This is a genomic window from Thalassobacillus cyri (genome assembly GCF_900107755.1).
Classification (GTDB): Bacteria; Bacillota; Bacilli; order Bacillales; family Halobacillaceae; genus Thalassobacillus; species Thalassobacillus cyri.
This window is the reverse complement of record NZ_FNQR01000001.1, coordinates 180,040-201,466: the sequence shown is the minus strand read 5'-3', so window position 1 is coordinate 201,466 and position 21,427 is coordinate 180,040. Positions and strand designations below refer to the sequence as shown.

The window sequence follows — 21,427 nt, the reverse complement described above, 5'->3', positions numbered from 1 at the left end:
GTTTTCACTCCTCTTTCTACAAGCCGAGTTTAATGAAGAAATACCCCCACACCACGACGGATATAAATGTGAATAATACAGAAATTGTAATGATCTGTTTATACTGTTTTTTAATCTTTTGAAGACCGTCCGGCTGTTTCAAGAATTCTTGAATAGTTATTTTTGCCATACCAGTATTCTTCATTTCCGCATAGTAATTCAGTTCGTATTTGTTTGGTTTGGTTACCAGAGCTGCAATAATTAGCGTAGCGACCGAGACGAGAAGGGCCAGCATAAGTTCATCAATGCCGGTCGGGAGTGTCATTATTCCCGCTTTAATCAGCTCCCCGAATAGGATGAAAGAAGCCACGCCTGCAACCATGCTGATGGATGCTGCTTTACTATTCATTTTCTTCCATTCGAAGGAAGCTACAATGGTTGGCAGCCAGCCCACAGCAAAGATGGAACCGGCATAAATGGAAATCCAGTAGATAGCAGACGGCTGTGCGATGGCGATTGCACAGATGACAATTGCTACAATTACCTGACCGATTCTGGCGGCAGTAAGGCTCTGTTTTTCATTGAGTTCTTTTTCAAACAATCTTTCATACAAGTCTCGGGATAACGCGAAACCTACCAGAACAAAAAGGGTTGAAGCCGTGGACATAATAGAAGCCATTAAAGCAGCGAGGCCTACCCCAGCAACCGCAGGGGTGGTGAATTCCATAAACCCAACGATCATAGCATTATCTGCTGGAGTAATGTTAGGTTTAAGCACTTGCATACCACCTGCAGCAATGAAAACTGTCAGCTGCATGAACGGTGCAAAAAACACACCGATAATAGCAGTTTTCAAAATGACGAAGTCATTTTTGGCCGGAAACACACGGGATACAATCGCAGGCATACAAGTAAAGAAAAGAATCCATACAAGGAACTGCGAAATCGACCATCCGATGGATCGATCTTCCGTACCGCCAATCGTCCAGAAGTTTGGCAATGTCTCGGAAAGACCTTTCATCTGTTCAAAACCTGCCTGTCCAATGATCATTGGAGCAATGACAACGGAGATAGCCAGCATCGTGAAAAACATTAACGTATCGGTCACCACAACCCCGTACATTCCTCCAAAAGCAGTGAAAGCAATTAAAGCGACCGTAAACAGTACAATAAGCAATTTAAAATTTATTCCTGTAATTTCACTGAGTACTAGTCCTGCTCCAATGAATTGGATAACCCCGTACCCGACTAATCCAACAATCATAATAAGGATAGCGATGATGCTTACCCATTTGTTATTGAACCGTTTATCAAAGAAGTCTGGCATTGTCTTACAATTTAACGCTTTCATTTTTCTTCCCACATATACAACCGCAAGCAACGTTCCGATCCAGGCACCGAAAGAACCAAGTGTTGCGATAACCAGAGGTCCCTCTGCATAGGAAACTCCGGCAATTCCTAATAAAGTCGCGGCACTAAGATATGTGGCTGCAAGGGTACCAACGATTAATAATGTCGATCCCCTTCCTCCCATCGTATAAAAGTCGTCACTATTTTTTACGAAACGGGCAATGAACGCCCCTACAACAACATAAAGTAATAAAACTAACCCAAATATAATTAACGCCATATGTCATCCCCCCTAAATATTACTCTTGATGTTTTTATTCTCATCTTCCCCTTTTACTTCTTGCTCCTCTTTCTTTTCCAACTCCCTGATTACAGGAAGGTACTGCTTTCTCAGAATTGCTATAACAACAATCGTAGAAACGACTGTCACCAGTGTCGCGTTTAAAAATAATATCAAAACTTCGATATTCATCATTTCACCTCCATTTAAAAATAAAGCCTATTGAATGCCCCCAATGGACAGATATTTTGTTTCTACGTATGGCTCAATTCCTTCAGGACCGCCTTCACGACCGATGCCGCTCTCTTTCATTCCACCGAACGGAGCATGAGCTGCAGAAGGCGCTCCATCATTCCAGCCGAGAATTCCAAATTTCAGATGTTCCTGAAAATAGATGCCGGTTCGGTAATCATTGGTGAAGAAGTAGGCAGCCAGACCGAATGGAGTATTATTGGCAATTTCTACTGCTTCCTTATTTTCCCGGAACGTCGTCAAAGGGATAACCGGACCGAACGTTTCTTCCTGCATGATATCCATTTCTCCCTGGACGTTTTCGAGGACAGTCGGATGGACAAAATAATAACCTTTTGCCTCATCTTTGTCATATTGATGACCATAGAGCACCCTGGCACCTTTAGCGACAGCGTCTTCAATCTGTCTATTAATTTTCTCATATCCTTCCGCATTTATGACCGGGCCTACATCCGTATTTTCCTCAAGTCCGTTTCCGACCTTCAGCTGCTGCACACGTGAGGTTAATTGCTCGGAAAATTCATTAGCGATGTCTTCATGGACGAGCACGCGGTTCGCACAGATACACGTCTGACCCGCATTACGAAACTTCGAAGCAAGCACCTGTTCTACGGCGAAATCGATGTCTGCATCTTTTGTGACGATAAGCGGGGCATGCCCTCCGAGCTCCATAGACACATGCTTCATGGTGGCCGCACTGTTTTTCATCAATAATTTACCGACCGGCGTGGAGCCTGTGAAGGTAATTTTACGAACTAATTTGCTGTCAGTGAAAATCGGACCGATCTCTTTACCGTACCCATTTACATACTGAACAACCTTTTCCGGAATGCCTGCCTGATGTGCCAATTCTACGAGTCTCATCGTAGTAAGAGGCGTTTCCTCGGCAGGTTTCACGATAAACGTGCAGCCGGCAGCTAATGCGGGAGCAGCTTTTCTCGTCATCATCGCTGCAGGGAAGTTCCACGGCGTAATCGCCGCTACCAGCCCGACCGGCTCTTTCGTAACGATTATCCGCTTCGTTTCCGTATGGGCGGGAACGGTCCGCCCATATAAACGCTTCGCTTCCTCCGCATACCAGTCGATATAGCTCGCTGCATATGCGACTTCTCCGCGCGACTCTTTCAATGGCTTTCCGCTTTCCAATGTCATTACTTCTGCTAAATTTTCGGTCTCAGCTTTGATCTTAGCTGACCACTCTTTTAAAAGCGCGGACCTCTGATGAGCATTCACTCTGGACCATGACTTGAAAGCTTCGTCTCCCTCCTTTATTGCTATTTCTATATCGGCAGCCGGTGTGATTGCCACTTCTTTAACCACTTCCCCGGTAGCGGGGTTATTCACTTTAATTGTATTACTCATTAGGACTCTTCCTTTCTTTATCAGTCTGCAGCTGCGTCAAATGCTTTCCCCAGAATCTCCATTCCTTCTTTCAGCTCATCATCCGTGATAACAAGCGGGGAAAGAAAACGGACGACGTTACCTTTTACACCGGCGGAGAGCAGTAGTAAGCCATTATCATTCGCATAAGAAGTAATCGCTCCTGTTCTTGTTTTGTCAGGATTTCCTTCTGCATCGTTGATTTCTACAGCGACCATTGCTCCTAGACGGCGAATATCACCAAGGAAATTGTGACGGGCTTTCAGATCAATCAATTTCTCTTCCAGTACAGCACCAATCTGTTCCGCTTTTTCGTTCAGGTTTTCTTTCTCAATGATATCAATCACTGCCAGTGCTGCTTCACAGGCAAGCGGATTACCCGCATACGTCCCACCGAGTTCCCCTGGAGATGAGGTATCCATGATTTCCGCCTTACCAACTACAGCACTAAGTGGAAGACCAGCCGCAAGTGATTTCGATAGGGTCATGACATCTGGCTCGACATCAAAATGCTCGCTCGCAAACAGCTTCCCTGTACGGGAAAAACCTGTCTGGATTTCGTCCGCTACAAACACAATTCCGTGCTCCTTGCAGAACTGTTGCACTTCCTGAACAAAGCGTTTCGGAGGTATGACGAAGCCGCCCTCCCCTTGTACCGGCTCCATAACTACACAAGCTACCGTTTCGGGAGCAACCGAGGTTACAAAGAATTCTTTGAAGCGATTGATACTGAAATCAATATACTCCTCATCGGTCATTTGCCCGGGTTTATTCGACATATATGGAAAGGGAGCCTGGTATACTTCTGGAGTGTATGGACCGAAGTTGAACTTATAAGGCTTCACCTTACTTGTCATCCCCATTGTCAGGTTCGTACGTCCGTGAAAACCTCTTTCAAATGAAACCACTGCCTGGCGATTGGTATATTTTTTAGCGATTTTCACCGCATTCTCAACGGCTTCTGCTCCGGAATTAAAAAGTATTGCCATTTTATCGAAAGAACCAGGTGTAATCGTGCATAGCTTTTCCGCAAGGTTGATATAACTATCGTACATGATAACGTTGAATCCTGGATGAAGATAGCGGTCGACCTGTTTTTTTACTGCTTCAGTCACTTTGGGATGACTGTGCCCAACGTTAAGCGTTCCGATGGCTCCCGCAAAATCAATCCATTTGCCACCTTCGTTATCAACCACTGTCGCTCCCTTTGCATAGTCAGCTATATTTGTATTTCCATTTCCTAATCCTTTTGGTATATATTTCTTTCTTTTTTGTTGTAAATCATTTTTTGTTAAAGTTTGATCAGTCACTGGTAACCCTCCCTTTAATTTGAAGATTATTATGACAATTATCTGGTATAATTAAAAGGACCAGTTTTTTAAATTTTATGGTATCAGGATTAAAGAAGGAGGGAACATTTGTGTTCTTTCAAATAAAAAAGGGGGACGAACATCCCGCTATCTACAAACAAATCTATACACAAATGAAAGAACTCATTCTCGAGGAAGCCCTCACCGAACGGAAGCTGCCGTCAAAACGGAAACTTGCACAGGACCTGGGTGTGAGTGTAAATTCTGTGGCTCACGCCTATGACCAATTGCTGGCGGAAGGCTATATATACAGCGTTGAACGAAAAGGATATATGGTTGAAGATATTACGCGTTATATTAAAAAGGACGGAGAGAACGACCCATTCCCTGATGAGCTGAAAGAAAACGGCAAGAAAGAAAGCTTCCGCCCAGAGGTTACTTTTTCACATATTGCAACCGATGCGGAGTATTTTCCATTCAAGAAATGGAGAAGGTATCAACAAAAAGTAATCGATAATCACAAAAAACAACTTTCCCTGCTCCCGCACCCCCAGGGACCTTATGAACTCCGCAAATCGATTGCTACAATGATCGCCCTTACCCGCGGTGTCCGATGCAGACCAGAACAGATTATCATCGGCTCCGGAACCCAGCCACTGATTCACAAACTAATGTGCCTGCAGCCAAGGTCTACCGCCATCGCTGTGGAAAATCCAGGATATCAGCGCTTCTATCAACTTTTAAAAGATATGGATTTTAAGGTAGAGCCAATCGATCTCGATGACCAGGGGATTTCTGTTGACACTATTAGGGAAAAGGATCCTAAGTGGGTTTTTGTTACCCCCTCACACCAGTTTCCAACAGGAACGATCATGCCAATTAACCGAAGAATAAAACTTTTAAACTGGGCTGCTGAATCGCCAGATCGCTACATCGTTGAAGACGATTATGATAGTGAATTTAAGTACGAGACGGACCACATCCCTTCTCTTCAGAGTTTAGATCGAAACCGACAGGTCATCTATACAGGAACATTTTCCAAAACACTGCTGCCGAGCCTGCGTATCAGCTATATGATTCTTCCTCCTGAATTGTTAAAACGCTATCGCAGCGCATTCGGCAATTGGATTGACGGCCCATCAGGTCTCAACCTATGGACACTGAAGTATTTTATCGATAAAGGGGAATACGGGAGGCATATGAAACGGATGAATGCGCGCTACAAAGCGAAACGAGCGAAGCTCATTCGTGAGTTGCATCGGGTTTTTGGAGATAAAATAACGATACATGATATTCCTGCCGGTCTTCATTTTCTAGTTGAAATCAACACTGATCTCTCCTATAAAGACATTGAGGAGCGGGCAAAAGAGAAAAGAATTGAATTATATACCATTCGCCGTTTTTACCTGAAGGAGTTTCATATGCCGCAAAGCAATAAAAAACAACTCATTATCGGATTCGCCAATATGAATGATAATAAAGTCCAAGAATCCGTACAACGTCTCGCTTCTCTTTTTTCATACACTTAATAATGCAGTACCCGATTGGGGGGCCTGCATAACCTATATATCTAAGGGATAAGCAGTTGATTTAGTCTTAAAAAACACCCTAAAAAAAATAGTGCCTGACTCCCATTATGGTAAAGCGTTAATTCATTGGGAAGCAGGCACTACATATGAAATAAATGTGTGATTATGCTGTAATCGCGCTTCTTTAAGTGCTATTTGTGCAACTTCTTTCTGTAATCGCGGGACTATTGAGGTTAAGTTATTGTATATCTATGTATATTTTCTAACCAGGTATCAGGCTTTTAGTAACCGTACCCTGATGGAAATACAATTGCCACCTTCCATCCCGTTGCTTCCAAATTGAGCTGCGAAGTGTATTCCGTTTTTTCGTTTTGTTATGAATGAAGTAAGTTGTCAAGACGACATCTGGTCCCAGGGGGTGAAGCTCAAACTCAAATAACTCCATTTCATCAAGATCAACCCCGCTGGTAATACATTCTTCCTTAAAGATCATTCTCCCTGAGCTTCCTATTTCAAAAAAGTCATCGGCTAGAATTTTATCCAGTTCTTCTGAAGATTTACGTACTTCCAGATTCAAATGGCTCTTCTCCAGTTCCTTTATTTGCTCTTTCAGATTCTTATTCACCTATCCACCACTCCCTTTCTGCTATATTACCATTTACTGGAGGACCTGGGGTAAATATTAAAAATGCCTGACCCCTCTGTAGTAAAATGTTAACTCAGTAGGGTCGGGCATACGATAACTGTTATTTAAGTGGAATTAATTTTACCCTTGCAGCTGTTTCCATCATGTCTCCATCAGACGTCCAGAATATATACTCTGTTTCTCCAAAACTCCCATCCCCTAAGATGGTGTTTACATCCGCAAGCCCGGAACTCCCATTAAAGATTACAAAGTTGCTTCCTTCTCCTACTGGTACAGCTTTGTATCTCCCTTCCGGAAAATCCTGACCAACGAGGTATTGTCCGGCTGCAAATTCTTTAGGGGCCTCGCCGGTTTCTACTATTATATTGGTCAGTCTTTCAATCTCGTTTTTTAAATTGGATACTTCTTTCTTTTTAGCCTTGATCGTAGCATCGAACTCACCGATCTCCGTCTGGAAAGTGGAAAGCTCCTGTTCAGCTGTATCACGTTCTGCAATGACTTTTACCGCTTCGTTATACGTTTCCTTTTCCTTTTTATAATCTGCCTTCACTTTATCCAGCTTTTTCTCTGTATCTCGAATCTCTTCTTCGGTCTCCGTCATCTTCTCTTCCTGCTCTTCGACTGCCTGCTTTACCTCTTCTTCCAGTTTTACCAGCTCTCCTTCCGCCTCGCCGATTTTTGTAAGCAATTCAGAAAGGGTCACTTTAGAATCCTCGAATTCGCCTTTGGCCTGGGTTGTTCCAACAGCATAAAATATAGATGAGATGATTACGACGGCTATACTGACGAAAGTAACTTGAGCAGCTTTTGATTTAAGAAGCTTTTTCACCTTTCTCTCCCCCTTTTATACTGTCATTATATTCCTTATCCTTGTGACCAATTACCAGCATACTAAGACCATTTTCTTAATTACATAACGGCGAAAAGGATTAAAGCACAATTTGTCGAAACCTGTAAATAAAGGAGGAATATGTATGAAAAAGCAACTAGCAACAATCGCCTTATCAGGCACACTCCTTGCTGGAGGAATGGTGGCAGAAGTGCCTATTGTCCAGGCGGCAGGGAATGGACCAGACTACCAGGGACACGAGACGATTAATACATCCATTCTCCATACATACAGTGAGATGGTGGATTTCCTGGAAACCCAGGACAAGAAACAGGCAAACATGGAGCTCGAAGTTATCGGGCAAACGGTGAAAGGACGGGATATGCACCTGGTGAAGTACATGCAGAACTCGGACAACCCGACCATCCTTTATATCACCCAGCAGCATGGGGATGAAGCCCTGACGACAGAAGGTTCTCTCGAATTCATCAAGCAGCTAGGCACTGGTAAAACAAAAGGCATATTAGAAAACGTCAATCTCCTGATCATCCCGATGTATAATGCCGACGGTGCAATGGGAGATGTTAATTATGAATTAGAAGATTATGCAGCGAAGGGCGATCGTCACCTGACTCGTCTGAATGCTAATGGCGTAGATTTGAACCGGGATCACGATGCGAAGACACAGCCAGAAACACAGGCTCTTCATGAAAATGTGCTGCAGCAATATGAGATCGATTACATGATGGACCTCCATCATCAAGGTGCACAATGGATAAAAGATGATAAATATGTATCCGGAGCCATCTTCCCTTCTCACCCTGATCATACAGCACCTGAAGTGTTGGAAGGTTCCAAACAGCTGGGAGCTGCAGTATACGATGCTATCGAACCAAAAGGCTGGGGACACCTGGCTAACTATGCCGGCAAAGGTTCTGCCTTTGATAATGGAATCAGCGTTTATGGACTGGCACACGATTACGACATTTCCACCCTGCTATTCGAAATGCGAGGAACGCAGGATAATGCCAATGACTTTGAAGTATTAGGTCAAAAAAGTAATGGCTATCTGACGAAGCAGGCAGTAATTGCGATGGATTCCGTAGCCAGAGCGATCGCTGATGGCAGCATTCAGGAGAAGGATGTTTCTTTCTGGGATGACTTACCTGTTCAGGAAGAGCGGCCATATTAAAGAGTTTCTACTATATTATATTAGATAAATAGGAAATCCTTTAGCCGGGATTTCCTATTTTACTTTTCAAAAAAAGCGCCTGAACCCACCACGGTAAATTTTGATTGGGCTTAGGCCTTTTTACTTAAGTTTTATCCATTCATAGATCACCAATAATATGGAATTTCAGTATAATGCAAAGGAGATGGTATCTGTCTGGACGCAAATCTGCCCCCTTGCTGACCCTGGTTCTGACCAGGAAGCCCAGGCATCATTCCTCCGCCAGGTATACCTCCCTGACCATTCCCCTGCCCAGGGAATGGAAATCCCGACGTTCCTCCTTGACCATTTCCTCCCTGTTCTGGGAAAGGAAGTTGCGGCATCATTCCACCGGGCATGCCTCCTCCTTGACCATTCCCTCCCTGTCCCGGTAAAGGAAGCTGTTCCAAAATATCGCCATATGGTATGTCGGGCTGCCCGCCGTTTTGTTGCCCATTGCCATTACCTTGGCCGTTTTCCTGCCCTTGCCCATCAGGCTGGCCTTGAGGACCTCCTCCCATCCCCTGGGCTGGCACAGGGTAGCAGGTAACGGTAACTTCTTCATCATTAACCGTGACTGTCCCTTCCAGACCACCTTCTATTTGAGGGGCACTGCCCTCGGGAAAGCATACCATTGGACCTTGTCCTTGCCCTCCATTTTGCTGTCTGTAACTGTACCCGACTGGTTGATAAGGATTGTAATAATCATACATGTGTCATTCGCCTCCTTGATATACATCATCATCCTATTCATTTTTCTTTTCGTTCGGGTACATTCATCCAGGAATTGATTCATCTGCCTAGATGAAATCCAAAGCAATAAAGTGACCTCAGGCATCTGTTTTAGATTGATCTCCAATACTTAAAGAGCTGGAGACATCATAATGAAACCTGCTCCTTATATCATAGGGGCAAGCTTCACTTGTTCTATTATTCATGGAGCTAGTAACTTAGTTACAATTTCATAGTTATTTTATCACTATCTACCAAAATCCGATTCTTTTCCAAAACCCTTATGGTAGTCTTTAATCAATATTATTCCATAGGGGAGATGCCCACATGAAATCTGCGCTTATCTAAATTTTACCTGGACATGTTTATAGTGACAACCAGATTCAATCCTCTCAGATTACCCTCACACCTTTAGACTTTTCACCTCGTTATTGACCGTGATCCATCCATTTTTTTCAAAAAGGTATCTGCAATAAAAAAATAAGGAGAGATATTATGAAGAAGAATGCATTTTTGCGCAGGATCGTTATTCCTGCCATTGCTTCATTCCTGGCAGTATCCAGCCCGCTTCCAAGTATAGATGCAGCTTCAAAAGGAAAAGCAGGCGAGCAAGCGTCCGAATCCACCGTCCGTGAACCTGAAACCGGCTTTCGTGTCTTACCCTATTTACAATCTCCAACCAGCACTTCAATGACAATTAACTGGGTATCCGAATTAGATGAACCTAGCAGAGTGATCGTAACTGGTCCTGGAATGAAAGCAAAAAAGATGATTTCTACGCCACGTTACATGGATTTAATGGAGTATACACAGAAAGAATTGGAACAGGAATTAACCTACGATAGCGGCAATGGTGTAATAGAAACACTTCCTCCAGGCTCCTGGTTAGAATCCAATTCCAACTATAAACATTCGGTAACCATTGATGGATTAGAACCTGATACAACCTACAACATCATTGTTAAACAAGGAAAAAAGACACACACGTCTAAATTTGAAACTTTTCCCGATCAAGAGAATTGGGATGAATTATCCTTAATCGCCTTTTCTGATACGGAGACCGAACCATACGGAGAATTAGAACATCGAGAGTGGGAATTGCATCCGGTCAACCCTTATGCTCCGGGTTCCGAGGAGCGTCCTGGTGAAGGATCTGCTTTTGATGAAAAGTATGGAAATAAGGACCGAAATGATATGTTCCTGGTACGTTATCCGCTGGATCAGCAAACGGCTTTAAATGAAAACTTAGCTCATATCGAAGCAGCTGATCCAGATGCGTTACTAATTGCTGGTGACTTATCACAAGGTTCCGGATACCAGCCCGCCTGGGATGAGTTTTGGCGGCACTTTGCTGGTGACTTTACTGATTTCGCGACGCATACACCGTTATTACCTGCTATAGGAAACTGGGAAACTTACGCCTCCATAAATGGCGGATATGGTAGTGAAGAAGATCGTTCACCGGCGGTTATCTCTCGTAATAAGTACCATGAATACTTCGATACTCCTGGGGATGAGGACAACCCTCACTATAAAGATTCCTACTACCGGACAGATATCGGGCCGATCACGTTATTAACCTTGGATTCTACCAACGGTATCCCTGATGAGTCTACAGCAACCGGGACCTTGACCGGTGAAGTATACAGTGAAAATGACACGATACTAAACGAATCCGTTTGGGCAGAACAAGGCGTGGATGGGGATCCATATATCACTACCGATACGCAGGGACAATTTACAACCGATGCTTATAATCATGCTTTCACAAAGCTTTTCAACGGGCTATCAGTCGAGGGTTCAGACTTGCCAAACTTCAACCCAGGCACGGAGCAATACAAATGGGCAGAAGAACAGTTGAAAGACGCACGTGAACAAGGACAGATCGTTTTAGTCCAATTCCACCATGCCGCTTATTCCAGTGGCGTCCATGGAGCACCGCCAAATCACGAATATGCCGACAACCAATCTGGTGTCGCCATGCGTGTCTATTCTCCAATGTTTGAAGAATATGGCGTAGCTGCTGTCATCTCCGGTCATGATGAAATGTTTGAACGCAGCTGGGTCGATTTAGACGGGGACGGCAATGGTTTTCATTCTTATGACGTAGGTGTAGCTGCTGACGGCTTACGAGGAGAAAAAATGATTAGAGATGAAAACGGCAGCCTTGTGCCTCAAGAATTTAATACGCACACGCAATGGAGCGCCACCAAAGATGAGCCGGAGTATTGGGAAACGAATGAAAATGGCGTCAAACACTTAATTGATGGCGGGTTACATTACGGCCATCTACAGATGGACTTCGTGAAAAAGTCAGATGGCGTGGAATTAACATTAACACCAGTCTATATCTTCCCAATTCTGGATGATAACTATGACTTGGTTCGTACGGAACGCCGGGTATATGATGATGTTCAGACGATTCACTTTGATGAGAAAGGAAATATCATTCAAGATGCTGATTCAAAATAATAGTGTCTATTATGATGCAGCTGTCTTTGACCAAATCTTAAAGGAATATCAGCCTGAGAGATAGTGATTTTGAATGCAAGGTGAGTAGGGAATTAAACGGTTTGTGTATTTAATCTTTACAAAAAATAACACTTCCACCATAGAAAGTCATCTGGTTCTCTTCTACACTGGTAACAAAATAAGTAAGGAGGAATGGGCACATGAAGATGATGTCACGGGTTTTATGTTTTTCTATGTTACTGTTATTGTTAGTTTCTACAGCTGGAAATGTTTATGCGGAGTCCCCAGAATTTCCGCGAGAAGAGTCGGTGAAGGTAAAGGTCATGTCCTATAATATTCACCATGCAGAAGGAGTAGACGGGGAACTGGATTTAGGACGGATTGCAGAAGTAATCAAAGAATCTAAAGCTGATGTTATAGGACTGCAGGAAGTGGACAACCATTGGTCCTCACGAAGTGATTTTCAGGATCAGGCCAAACAGCTTGCAGAGCGTCTCGATATGTTTTATGCCTATGGCGCTAACCTTGACATTGAATCTTCCGATGAAGATGAACCCAATCGCCAATACGGTACGGCTATTTTAAGCAGCTACCCTATCTTGGAATCTGAGAATCACTTTTTACCCAAAATCGGAGATACCGAGCAACGCGGTCTGCTGGAGGCGAGAATCAATGTAAAGGGTACACATATTAATGTATTCAACACGCACCTTGCATTGACTACTGAAGAGCGTAACCTTCAGGTGGAGGAAATCATTGATATTGCAAATGAAGCAGATGGGCCAAACGTGATCATGGGAGATTTGAACGCGCTCCCTGATAGTGAAGAGTTACAGCCTTTATATCATCATTACCAGGACGCTTTTGCCGACCAACCAGAAGCTTATACTTATCCAGCCGCGGATCCAACAAAAAGAATTGATTATATTTTCACCTCTAACGCACTTAAGCCAAGCCAATCAGTAGTAATGGATACACTGGCCTCTGATCACCTACCAATCACCACAGACATATATTTAAATCGAAGCGTCCCTTTTAAAAATGGAAAATAGATAATAAAAAAGTGCCTGCCCCTACTGGGTGTCAGGCACTTTTCCTCCTTACGCTTCCACATATCGATGATACAACTTCTTCGCTTCCTGCACATTATCCACACCATGGATCAACGTTCTTCCATCCCTAAAAACGACGAACCTCTTCTCCTCCATTTGGAACCGGAGGAGTACCTCATTTACCTTGGCTTCCCCAGCAAACGGTTCGATCCGACGGGCTAATCGCTCCAGGTTGACGTTTTCTTTCCCGCCCGGTCTGACTTGGACCGTATCCCTTCCGCATAGGACGGCGGTTCGCATGCCTCTTTCCTTTTTTAAATAAGGAAACTGAGCGGCGTCAGAGCAAGAAGCGCACTGTGGATCTTTGAGTTTTGCTACATCAATCGCACTGTAGCCTCTTCCCCAGACATCAAAAGAAACCAAATGCGTCGACATCGGGTGACCGGTAAGGAACCTCAGGCATTCTGCCGTCTGATAGGCTGCAGTCACTTGGACAGCAGGCCCGATAATTCCAGCTGTCTCACAGGTTTCTCCATCCTGGGGCAGCTGGTCGATCAGGCATTGGAGACAAGGTGTTTCCCCTGGCAAGATGGAAAGCGAAATGCCATGGCTTTTCACACACCCGCCATAGATCCAAGGGACTTTATACTTGGAAGCAGCGTCATTGATGATGAAACGAGTGTCAAAGTTATCGGTCCCATCGATCAGTATGTCGATATCTTTCAACAGCAACTCTGCATTCTCAGGGTCAAACTCTTCTGCAATCCCTTTTACTTCAATATTGGAGTTGATCGCTTTCAGCCTGGCTTCCGCCGCTTTCGCTTTCGCCCTCGAGCTTGCAGCATCTTCTTCTGTGTACAACTGTTGTCTGCCAAGGTTGCTCCACTCGATATAATCGCGGTCGATGATGGTGATCTTACCAATCCCTGCTCTCGCCAGCATTTCGGCATTGGCACAGCCTAAGGCGCCTGCTCCAACGATGAGTACATGTTTTTCAGCTAATAAAGCTTGTCCTTCCTTTCCGATCGGGGCAAAACGTTCCTGGCGCGAGTACCGTTCAGCCATCAGGTGACCAGCCCGCTTTCCGGACTGCTTTGTATTCCATATTCCTTCTTCTCGATTCTTCCTGCCTCATACCCAAGTCTACCTGCCTGAATGGCGAGCTTCATGGCCTCCGCCATTTTGACAGGATCCTCAGCACCAGACACGGCAGTATTCAACAGGACACCATCAGCCCCAAGCTCCATCGCATGGGCGGCGTCCTTTGGAGAGCCGATTCCCGCATCGACGATAACCGGGATTTCCGACTGTTCGATGATGAATTGCAGATTCATCTCATTGATGATTCCCCGGCCGGAGCCGATTGGAGAAGCTCCTGGCATGATGGCATGAATGCCTGCTTCCTCTAATCGCTTTGCTAACACAACATCGTCCGAGGTATAGGTGAGGACCGTGAACCCTTCCTCCAACAGCTGCACGGAAGCTTTCATCGTTTCAAACGGATCTGGTAATAGTGTCTTGTCACAGCCGATAACTTCGACTTTGATCATGTCACATAAACCGGAAGCACGGGCAAGGCGTGCGATTCTAACTGCTTCTTCCGCTGTCTTAGCACCAGCCGTGTTCGGAAGCAGGCTGTATTTTTCAAGGTCCAACTCTTCCAGCAGGTTCGGTTCATCTTTATCAAAAATATCCATTCGCCTGACAGCGAACGTAAGAATTTCCGTTTCCGAAGCGGCCACCGCTTCTTTTTGTACCGCAAAACTCGGATATTTCCCTGTGCCCAGCATCAATCTTGAACGAAATGTCTTTTCACCAATCGTTAACATGTTCATCCTCCTCCAACAAAATGTACGATTTCAATCCTGTCTCCGTCAGCAAGCGTCGTTTGTTCATAATTCCCTTTAGGTACAATTTCTTTATTGTGCTCCACCACGGAAATCTTTTTCTTGATGTCATAGGAATCAAGCAGATCCGACACCGTGGTGACGTTACCAGGTAAATCAATGCTTTTTCCATTAAGATGAATATTCATAATTGGATGCTCCTTTCCTATCCAAACGTTCTGGTGAAAACAACTCCTGGAACGGCTGATGTACGTCTTGCTTCGTGATCAGGTCCTTTATCATCTGTCCTGTAGCAGGTGCCAGTAAAATGCCATTTCGATAGTGCCCGGTGGCAAAATAGAACCCTGTAAGGGTCGGGTGCTCCCCTATAATCGGCAAACCATCGGCAGACCCCGGCCGGACTCCTGACCAGAACTCCTGCATCGGTTCTTCCTTCAGGTCTGGAAAAACAGCAAACACACGATGCATCAAATCCGCCAGTCCTCCAGCCATCGTATCAGAACTTAAGTCATTAGGCTTGGACGTCGCTCCTGCGATATAACGCCCATCCGGTTTAGGGACGATGTAAAAGTCCTTAAAGAACAAGGCTTCCTTAAAATAATGCTTGCCTGGCTTAATCGAAAAGCATTCCCCCTTCACAGGCACGATCGGGTTATCCATTCCTGTGGCTTTAAACCATCGCTCACTGTCCGCTCCAGAAGCAGCCACGACCTGGCTTGCTGTTACAGAAGCATTTTCTAATTGCACAGTGAAAATGTCCTCCGTTTTTGTTACCTCAAGTACATTCGTGTTTTCCAGTAAGTCGCCGCCATACAGCAAGGCTGCCCGTTTCAAAGCTTCGCACGTGGCTGCTGGTTCTACATGGCCGTCCTTGGTCATAAACAATGCTCCGGAAAACTCCGGCGGAAGAGCAGGAATCTTACCCCTCACCTGTTTTGCTTCCAGCCATTCCAGGCTGGTAAACGCATGTTTTTTCTCCAGCAGCTCCTTCTTATGCGTTTCATCCATCGCGATTTCCATCATTCCAAACGGGGATAGCCCGATATTGATGGCTGTTAATTCATGAAGTTCCTTGCTTAAGTCCTGATATAAATCTCTGCTGTGTTGACAAAATTGATGGTAGGCATCCGATGCTCGATGCTCCGTATGGACCCCGAGCATCCCGGCTGCTGCTTTGGTAGCTTTGCTTCCACTCGCATGTTTTTCAATAACGATAGCGCGAACACTACTCTCATTTAAATAGTAGGAAATCGCATGACCGATAATGCCACCGCCAATAATCACCACATCATAATGTTCCTTCATGAATCGTTAGCTCCTTTACATACCGTTTTACAGCCTGAAGCGGTTGTGGACCCCCGAACATTCCTGACATGACAGCAGCTCCCGCGGCTCCTGCTTCCTGTATTTCTTGCAGTCTAGCGGGAGTGATTCCGCCAATCGCGATAACAGGAATATCAATCGAAGTAGTGATAGATTTAAGTTCCTCGATGCCCCTTGGCTCAAGTCCTATTTTGCTGTTCGTAGCATAAACATGGCCAAACATCACATAATCCGCACCTTCCTCCTCCGCCTGTTTTGCCGATTGAAGGGAATGGACCGAGACCCCGACCTTCAGAAAAGGATCCGCCTGTTTCACCTTCCTTACCCCGGAGCCCTTTTCTTTGAGATGAAGGTTCGAAACACCGGTCTTACGGCCAATGTCTAGTCGACTATGGATACAAAGCTTGTCCCTATCAACCCCACTTGCGATTAACTCCTCCACCATCGAACGATAGTCAGCATCAGCCATGTGAGGTTCTCTTAAAATGATGGAATCTACCAATTGTTCAATTTCCTCAATTGCCGCTGACAACGTCTGCCTTCTCATTTTTCCATTCGTCACTGCCACCAGTTTCATATCAGCACACCCTTTAAGCCATAAAAAATACCACTTCCCCCGGAGGAAAAGTGGTATGTCCCATTTACTTTAGATGACCATCATGAAAGAAACATAGACTTGCTCTTTCACGACGCCCATCGTCGTCACTTTCCTCCGCTGGTGTTTCAAGCCAGATCAGGTTCAGAGGGTCCCAAAGTTTAATACTTTGATCTCAGCCTTTAAGGAAAGGCACCCCTAGTGAATATTTTTATGCAGTTTTTGGTAAACGCTTCATTTCTTACTTTACATTAATTTCATAGAATCGTCTAGTTTATTTTCTGATTTTTTCGAGTATTAAACTTTTATATTACAAAATGTGCCTCAGGGGTATGAGGGAAAAACATCTATCTTCATCCATATAAACACCCCCTATTTCTCCCTGGGCATCGATTTATCTCAGTGCTTCCTTTATCTGTAACGAGTAAAGAAAAAGGCGTCCACTTCAAAAGACGATCACAGCTCCTTTAGAAGCTGTGATCGCTTTTGAAATCGAATTATTTATCTACTGCGTTGGCTGCAGCTTTCACTAACTCGAAGGTCTGTTCTACCGTATCCATACGAAACTCCATAAATTCGTCGGTGATGTAAACACTTGTATCTTCCGGATAATGTTCCTGTGCAGCTACGTGCAAATGGCCTCCTGGAATATCGTAGGCACCAAGACCAATTCTTACACGGTTAGAGCGGTATTGACTTTCATTCGAAAGATAACTTCCTCCTCCCCCAGCTCGTGCTTTTGAATCTTCCGTTGGACCATTATCTTGGCAAACATAAGCTGCATCACGGTAACCTGGTGCCAGCCATTCACAGACTTCATCGTTTCTCTCTACCGGCCATGGACCTGTGTCGGCATTAACCATTTCTTCTACTGGCAAAGTAGTCTCGATAAATTCCGGCAGCTCATCCGGCATCAGCCAATCTCCGACGGTTGGTATCACGCTGGATCGCTCTTCCAGGTTGTTACCGACTCCTGTATGCCAGCGACCGGCAAACCCTTCGATCGCCATCACACGAGGTCCTCCCTGACTGATGGTCATCATCAAGTCAACCTGTTCTTTACTTTCTTCTAAATACGGGCCAAAAGTATCTTCCACAATTCCTTCCTCAAAATCTTCCCATCTCACCGGAAAATTCGCGGCCTGTATGAAAGCCGGACCATCTTCTGTCATCACCTTTTTGCCATCCAGTTGTAAAGCAGCAGCTCCAGATGGATTGCTTCGTCTGAATTCCTGTTCCAAGCGGTATGGATCAAAGCCTGTCACTAGAATTCGTTTCACTTTTTTCCCTTTTGGATAGTCTATCGAAGTGATGCCCCGTGATGTGTATTCCAGTTCTTTCATTAATTCATTTCGTTCCGCTTCTGAAATTGAAAATTCAGGTTCCCATTGACGCAGTGCACTGGTCATATGTAACCTTGTCCAGTATAACGGACGGTCATCATAGCGATCAAGATCCCCAAGATCAGGACGTTTTCCTTGTGCCCTAGCTATTGCAGTATCCCACAACTGCTCTCCGTGGGTGCTAATTAATTTCTCCGCCTGGTCCACATTATTGACTTTACAAAGCCTTTCCTCAAATATTTCTGCAAATTGGGTGAACTCCGCATCATTCATAATCTGCTGAGGAATCGGGGCCCCATCTTCCATTCTTTGTTCTTCCGGTGTTAGAGGCACGTCCTCGTTATAACAGTGACTTTCGGCATTTACGAAAGAAGTTGTGCCAAATCCTGCAATCAATATAACTATCCATGTCAAAATGACGTTACTAAGTTTCACCTTCCTCTTCCTCCCTTTTTTGCTAAATTTAGTTTGCTAGTTTTTATTGTAGGGAGTTTGTGTAACAATTTTCAAATTATTCAAAGTATTTCATTGAAAATTGGTAGGTATGTCATGAAAAGGTAAGTCGAAAGCACTGCTATGTTTTTAGGTTAGTAAATTGCAAAAGTTTACTTGTTAGTAACACTACTACGTGACATCTACTACAAAGAATTAAAAAGTGCCTGACCCCCACTGCAGGTAAAGCGTTACCTCACTGGGGGTCAGGCACTTTCAGATTTTTCCGAATATCACACGCTCAGTCAAAGCTTAAGCAGATGAATGTAAAAAAATGATAATCTGCGCAAAAAATGCAAATTATCCGTGTAATATGTGAATAGCTGTATTGAAGCAAAAGGAGGATAAGGATGATGAAAAATAAGAAATGGCTGGTAGGAGTTTTATTCTTGATATCGCTATTAACATTAGCCGCTTGCGCGAATAATGAGGAAAGCGGGCAAAACGAAGAAGCAGGCCAGAGTGAAGAATCCGGTGAAAATGAAGTTTCCACCGGTGAAGAAAATGCGGAAGGAACAGACAGCCATGAAGGCATGGAGCATTCTGGTTCGGGAGACGTTCCTGAAGGCTTAGAGGAAGCTAAAAATCCCAAATTTCAAATAGATAGTACAGCAACCATCCAAGCTGCCCATATGGAAGGGATGGATGGTGCTAAGGCAACAATTGCCGGTGCTTATGATACCACCGCCTACGTTATCTCCTATAATTCGGCAGATGGCGGAGAACGTGTCGAAGGCCATAAATGGATCATCCATGAAGAGATTGAAGAAGCTGGAGACGAACCTTTTCTCCCTGGTGATGAAGTAAAGGTGATAGCATCACACATAAAAGGCATGAAAGGGGCGACGGCTGAAATTGTATCTGCTGAAAAAACAACCGTATATATGGTAGATTATTCACCAGCCGTTGGTGGCGAAGAGATCACCAATCATAAATGGGTGACAGAAAACGAATTGGAGAAAAATTAAAATAAAACGTCCGGATCCGTAGTAGGACTGGGCGTTTATTTGTTGCAGAACTGCCGCTATCTACCCGTTATGAACAACTTTTACCCAGATGAACGCTGCCAAAACATTGGCATCCAAAATAATAGATGTCAATATGGCAAGCACTCGAGAAACAGTGAAAACTCTTGTGTTAATGCCTCAGGCTACCAGTAAATAAAAAATCAAGCTGTGGGAAATGGAATCGGTGGGAAAAATGACAATCAACCGTAATGCTTTTAGACTGGCAACCTAAAAAAGCTGAACTGTTTCCCCTCACCGGTGAACAGTTCAGCTTTTATTGATCTTTTTATGCTGTTTCTTTTTAGAAGCAGAGACGAAGAAAACAGAAACGCAGAGAAAGGTGGTAATGATGATTTAAAAATAGCTTTCACTTATTGTAAAAGGCACCTCGATAAACTTTGTCGAAATGTTTTGTGGAATATAAACATCAGCTTGAATGATCAAGGTGATGTTTTAAGTCTAACTATTTCTCGCTCTAATACTTTTTTCTCAATTTATTTAAAAGAACAGGGATATTGCATCTATTTTGTTAAAACATGTAAATAAAGGATGAATATGTAGGAAAAAGCAACTAGCAACAATCGCCTTATCAGGCACAATCCTTGCTGGAGGAATGGTGGCAGAAGTGCCTACTGTCCAGGCGGCAGGAAATGGACCAGACTACCAAGGACACGAGACAATCAATACATCCATTCTCCATACATACAGCGAGAAGGTGGATTTCCTTGAGACCCAGGAGAAGAAACAGGCAAACATGGAGCTCGAAGTCATCGGGCAGACAGTAAAAGGACGGGATATGCATCTGGTGAAATATATGCAGAACCTGGACAACCCGACCATCCTTTATATCACCCAGCAGCATGGTGACGAAGCGTTGACGACAGAAGGTTCTCTCGAATTCATCAAGCAGCTAGGCACTGGTAAGACAAAAGGAATTTTAGATGATGTAAACATCCTGATTATCCCGATGTATAATGCTGATGGTGCAATGGGAGATGTGAATTACGAATTAGAAGATTATGCAGCGAAGGGCGATCGTCATCTGACCCGCTTGAATGCGAATGGCGTTGATTTTAACCGTGACCATGACGCCAAAACACAGCCAGAAACACAGGCTCTTCATGAAAATGTGCTGCAGCGATATGAAATCGATTATATGATGGACCTCCATCATCAAGGAGCACAATGGATAAAAGATGATAAATATGTATCTGGTGCTATCTTCCCTCCTCATCCTGACCACACAGCACCTGAAGTGTTGGAAGGTTCCAAACAGCTTGGCGCTGTAGTTTACGAAGCCATTGAACCGAAAGGCTGGGGACACCTGGCTAACTATGCTGGGAAAGGTTCCACTTTCAACAACGGAATCAGCGTATATGGACTGGCGCACGATTACAACATTTCTACCCTGCTATTCGAAATACGCGGCACACAGGATAACGCCAACGACTTTGAAGTATTAGGACAAAAGAGCAATAGGTACCTCACCAAACAAGCAGTAATTGCTATGTATTCCGCATCCAGAGCGATCGCTGATGGCAGCATTCAGGAGAAGGATGTTTCTTTCTGGGATGACTTACCTGTTCAGGAAGAACGCCCTTACTAATCATCTTAAAAACGTAATCCATCCTCGTGGATTGCGTTTTTTCTATAAGACAGTCTCTATTGTACTTGTGGGTATACATTAGATTATTGATTCATTAATATTAAAAGCGCTGCCTCCGAGGCAGTATGAGTAACAGCATAAAAATTCCTCCCTGCTTACAGGAAGGGAGTGCTGATTATTCTGCCTGGGAAAG

Annotated in this window: 19 protein-coding genes and 1 riboswitch; of the genes, 6 read left to right on the top strand and 13 right to left on the bottom strand. The window is 44.3% G+C overall.

The annotated features are described in order from the left end of the window. Positions 1 to 16: 16 nt before the first annotated feature. Genes BLV00_RS00970 through gabT form a run of 4 tightly spaced genes read right to left on the bottom strand, consistent with a single transcriptional unit; the run spans position 17 to position 4,551 of the window. Positions 17 to 1,609 (bottom strand): sodium:solute symporter family protein, encoded by a 1,593-nt coding sequence (locus tag BLV00_RS00970; protein WP_093041277.1) that lies wholly within the window; start codon positions 1,607 to 1,609, stop codon positions 17 to 19. A gap of 12 nt (positions 1,610 to 1,621) precedes the next feature. Then, positions 1,622 to 1,801, bottom strand: coding sequence for a hypothetical protein (locus tag BLV00_RS00965; RefSeq protein ID WP_093041274.1), 180 nt, complete (start codon positions 1,799 to 1,801; stop codon positions 1,622 to 1,624). Between the two features lie 27 nt (positions 1,802 to 1,828). Continuing rightward, positions 1,829 to 3,223 carry an NAD-dependent succinate-semialdehyde dehydrogenase gene (locus BLV00_RS00960; RefSeq protein WP_093041271.1) on the bottom strand — a complete coding sequence of 465 codons (1,395 nt, stop codon included), beginning with the start codon at positions 3,221 to 3,223 and terminating at the stop codon, positions 1,829 to 1,831. 20 nt (positions 3,224 to 3,243) lie between these two features. Further along, positions 3,244 to 4,551: a 4-aminobutyrate--2-oxoglutarate transaminase gene (gabT, locus tag BLV00_RS00955; RefSeq protein ID WP_093041269.1), complete on the bottom strand. Its 1,308-nt coding sequence runs from the start codon at positions 4,549 to 4,551 to the stop codon at positions 3,244 to 3,246. A gap of 110 nt (positions 4,552 to 4,661) precedes the next feature. On the opposite strand from gabT, the gene gabR reads away from it, so the two are divergent. After that, complete coding sequence (gene gabR / locus BLV00_RS00950; protein WP_093041266.1) at positions 4,662 to 6,080, top strand: MocR-like transcriptional regulator GabR; 1,419 nt, start codon at positions 4,662 to 4,664, stop codon at positions 6,078 to 6,080. 262 nt (positions 6,081 to 6,342) lie between these two features. Here the strand turns inward: gabR and BLV00_RS00945 are convergent, their stop codons facing one another. Together BLV00_RS00945 and BLV00_RS22190 are read right to left on the bottom strand one after the other, a co-directional pair. Continuing rightward, a complete protein-coding gene (locus BLV00_RS00945; protein ID WP_093041264.1) occupies positions 6,343 to 6,705 on the bottom strand; it encodes a nuclear transport factor 2 family protein in 363 nt (120 codons plus the stop codon). A 121-nt stretch (positions 6,706 to 6,826) separates the two neighbouring features. Next, positions 6,827 to 7,555, bottom strand: a complete 729-nt coding sequence (locus tag BLV00_RS22190) for a coiled-coil domain-containing protein (protein ID WP_245728690.1) — start codon at positions 7,553 to 7,555, stop codon at positions 6,827 to 6,829. A gap of 145 nt (positions 7,556 to 7,700) precedes the next feature. Here BLV00_RS22190 and BLV00_RS00935 point away from each other — a divergent pair, with 145 nt between their 5' ends. Continuing rightward, positions 7,701 to 8,747: a M14 family zinc carboxypeptidase gene (locus BLV00_RS00935; protein WP_093041261.1), complete on the top strand. Its 1,047-nt coding sequence runs from the start codon at positions 7,701 to 7,703 to the stop codon at positions 8,745 to 8,747. A gap of 146 nt (positions 8,748 to 8,893) precedes the next feature. On the opposite strand, the gene BLV00_RS00930 is transcribed toward BLV00_RS00935, so the two are convergent. Continuing rightward, entirely contained in the window at positions 8,894 to 9,478 is a 585-nt protein-coding gene (locus tag BLV00_RS00930; protein ID WP_093041259.1) for a hypothetical protein, read from the bottom strand. Between the two features lie 514 nt (positions 9,479 to 9,992). Here BLV00_RS00930 and BLV00_RS00925 point away from each other — a divergent pair. Together BLV00_RS00925 and BLV00_RS00920 are read left to right on the top strand one after the other, a co-directional pair. Continuing rightward, a complete protein-coding gene (locus BLV00_RS00925; RefSeq protein ID WP_093041256.1) occupies positions 9,993 to 11,969 on the top strand; it encodes a metallophosphoesterase family protein in 1,977 nt (658 codons plus the stop codon). Positions 11,970 to 12,169: 200 nt separating this feature from the next. Continuing rightward, positions 12,170 to 13,021: an endonuclease/exonuclease/phosphatase family protein gene (locus BLV00_RS00920; protein WP_093041254.1), complete on the top strand. Its 852-nt coding sequence runs from the start codon at positions 12,170 to 12,172 to the stop codon at positions 13,019 to 13,021. Between the two features lie 48 nt (positions 13,022 to 13,069). On the opposite strand, the gene BLV00_RS00915 is transcribed toward BLV00_RS00920, so the two are convergent. From BLV00_RS00915 to BLV00_RS00890, 6 genes are all read right to left on the bottom strand, one after another. Further along, positions 13,070 to 14,086 carry a ThiF family adenylyltransferase gene (locus BLV00_RS00915; protein ID WP_093041252.1) on the bottom strand — a complete coding sequence of 339 codons (1,017 nt, stop codon included), beginning with the start codon at positions 14,084 to 14,086 and terminating at the stop codon, positions 13,070 to 13,072. Continuing rightward, positions 14,086 to 14,856, bottom strand: coding sequence for a thiazole synthase (locus tag BLV00_RS00910; protein ID WP_093041249.1), 771 nt, complete (start codon positions 14,854 to 14,856; stop codon positions 14,086 to 14,088). The genes BLV00_RS00915 and BLV00_RS00910 overlap by 1 nt, the downstream gene beginning before the upstream one ends. Further along, the gene (gene thiS / locus BLV00_RS00905; protein ID WP_093041247.1) at positions 14,853 to 15,056 is read right to left on the bottom strand and encodes a sulfur carrier protein ThiS; all 204 of its coding nucleotides are present in this window, start codon (positions 15,054 to 15,056) and stop codon (positions 14,853 to 14,855) included. Before thiS ends, BLV00_RS00910 begins: the two co-directional genes overlap by 4 nt. Further along, positions 15,040 to 16,173, bottom strand: a complete 1,134-nt coding sequence (gene thiO, locus BLV00_RS00900) for a glycine oxidase ThiO (RefSeq protein WP_093041244.1) — start codon at positions 16,171 to 16,173, stop codon at positions 15,040 to 15,042. The genes thiS and thiO overlap by 17 nt, the downstream gene beginning before the upstream one ends. Continuing rightward, positions 16,157 to 16,768 carry a thiamine phosphate synthase gene (locus BLV00_RS00895; RefSeq protein ID WP_093041241.1) on the bottom strand — a complete coding sequence of 204 codons (612 nt, stop codon included), beginning with the start codon at positions 16,766 to 16,768 and terminating at the stop codon, positions 16,157 to 16,159. The genes thiO and BLV00_RS00895 overlap by 17 nt, the downstream gene beginning before the upstream one ends. Positions 16,769 to 16,881: 113 nt before the next feature. Beyond that, a riboswitch (TPP riboswitch) is annotated at positions 16,882 to 16,996 on the bottom strand. 287 nt (positions 16,997 to 17,283) lie between these two features. Continuing rightward, positions 17,284 to 18,564: a C15 family peptidase gene (locus BLV00_RS00890; protein ID WP_093041238.1), complete on the bottom strand. Its 1,281-nt coding sequence runs from the start codon at positions 18,562 to 18,564 to the stop codon at positions 17,284 to 17,286. Positions 18,565 to 18,974: 410 nt separating this feature from the next. Here BLV00_RS00890 and BLV00_RS00885 point away from each other — a divergent pair, with 410 nt between their 5' ends. Together BLV00_RS00885 and BLV00_RS00880 are read left to right on the top strand one after the other, a co-directional pair. Further along, positions 18,975 to 19,589: a YdhK family protein gene (locus BLV00_RS00885; RefSeq protein WP_093041940.1), complete on the top strand. Its 615-nt coding sequence runs from the start codon at positions 18,975 to 18,977 to the stop codon at positions 19,587 to 19,589. Positions 19,590 to 20,241: 652 nt separating this feature from the next. Further along, complete coding sequence (locus BLV00_RS00880; protein ID WP_093041236.1) at positions 20,242 to 21,234, top strand: M14 family zinc carboxypeptidase; 993 nt, start codon at positions 20,242 to 20,244, stop codon at positions 21,232 to 21,234. Positions 21,235 to 21,427: the final 193 nt, after the last annotated feature.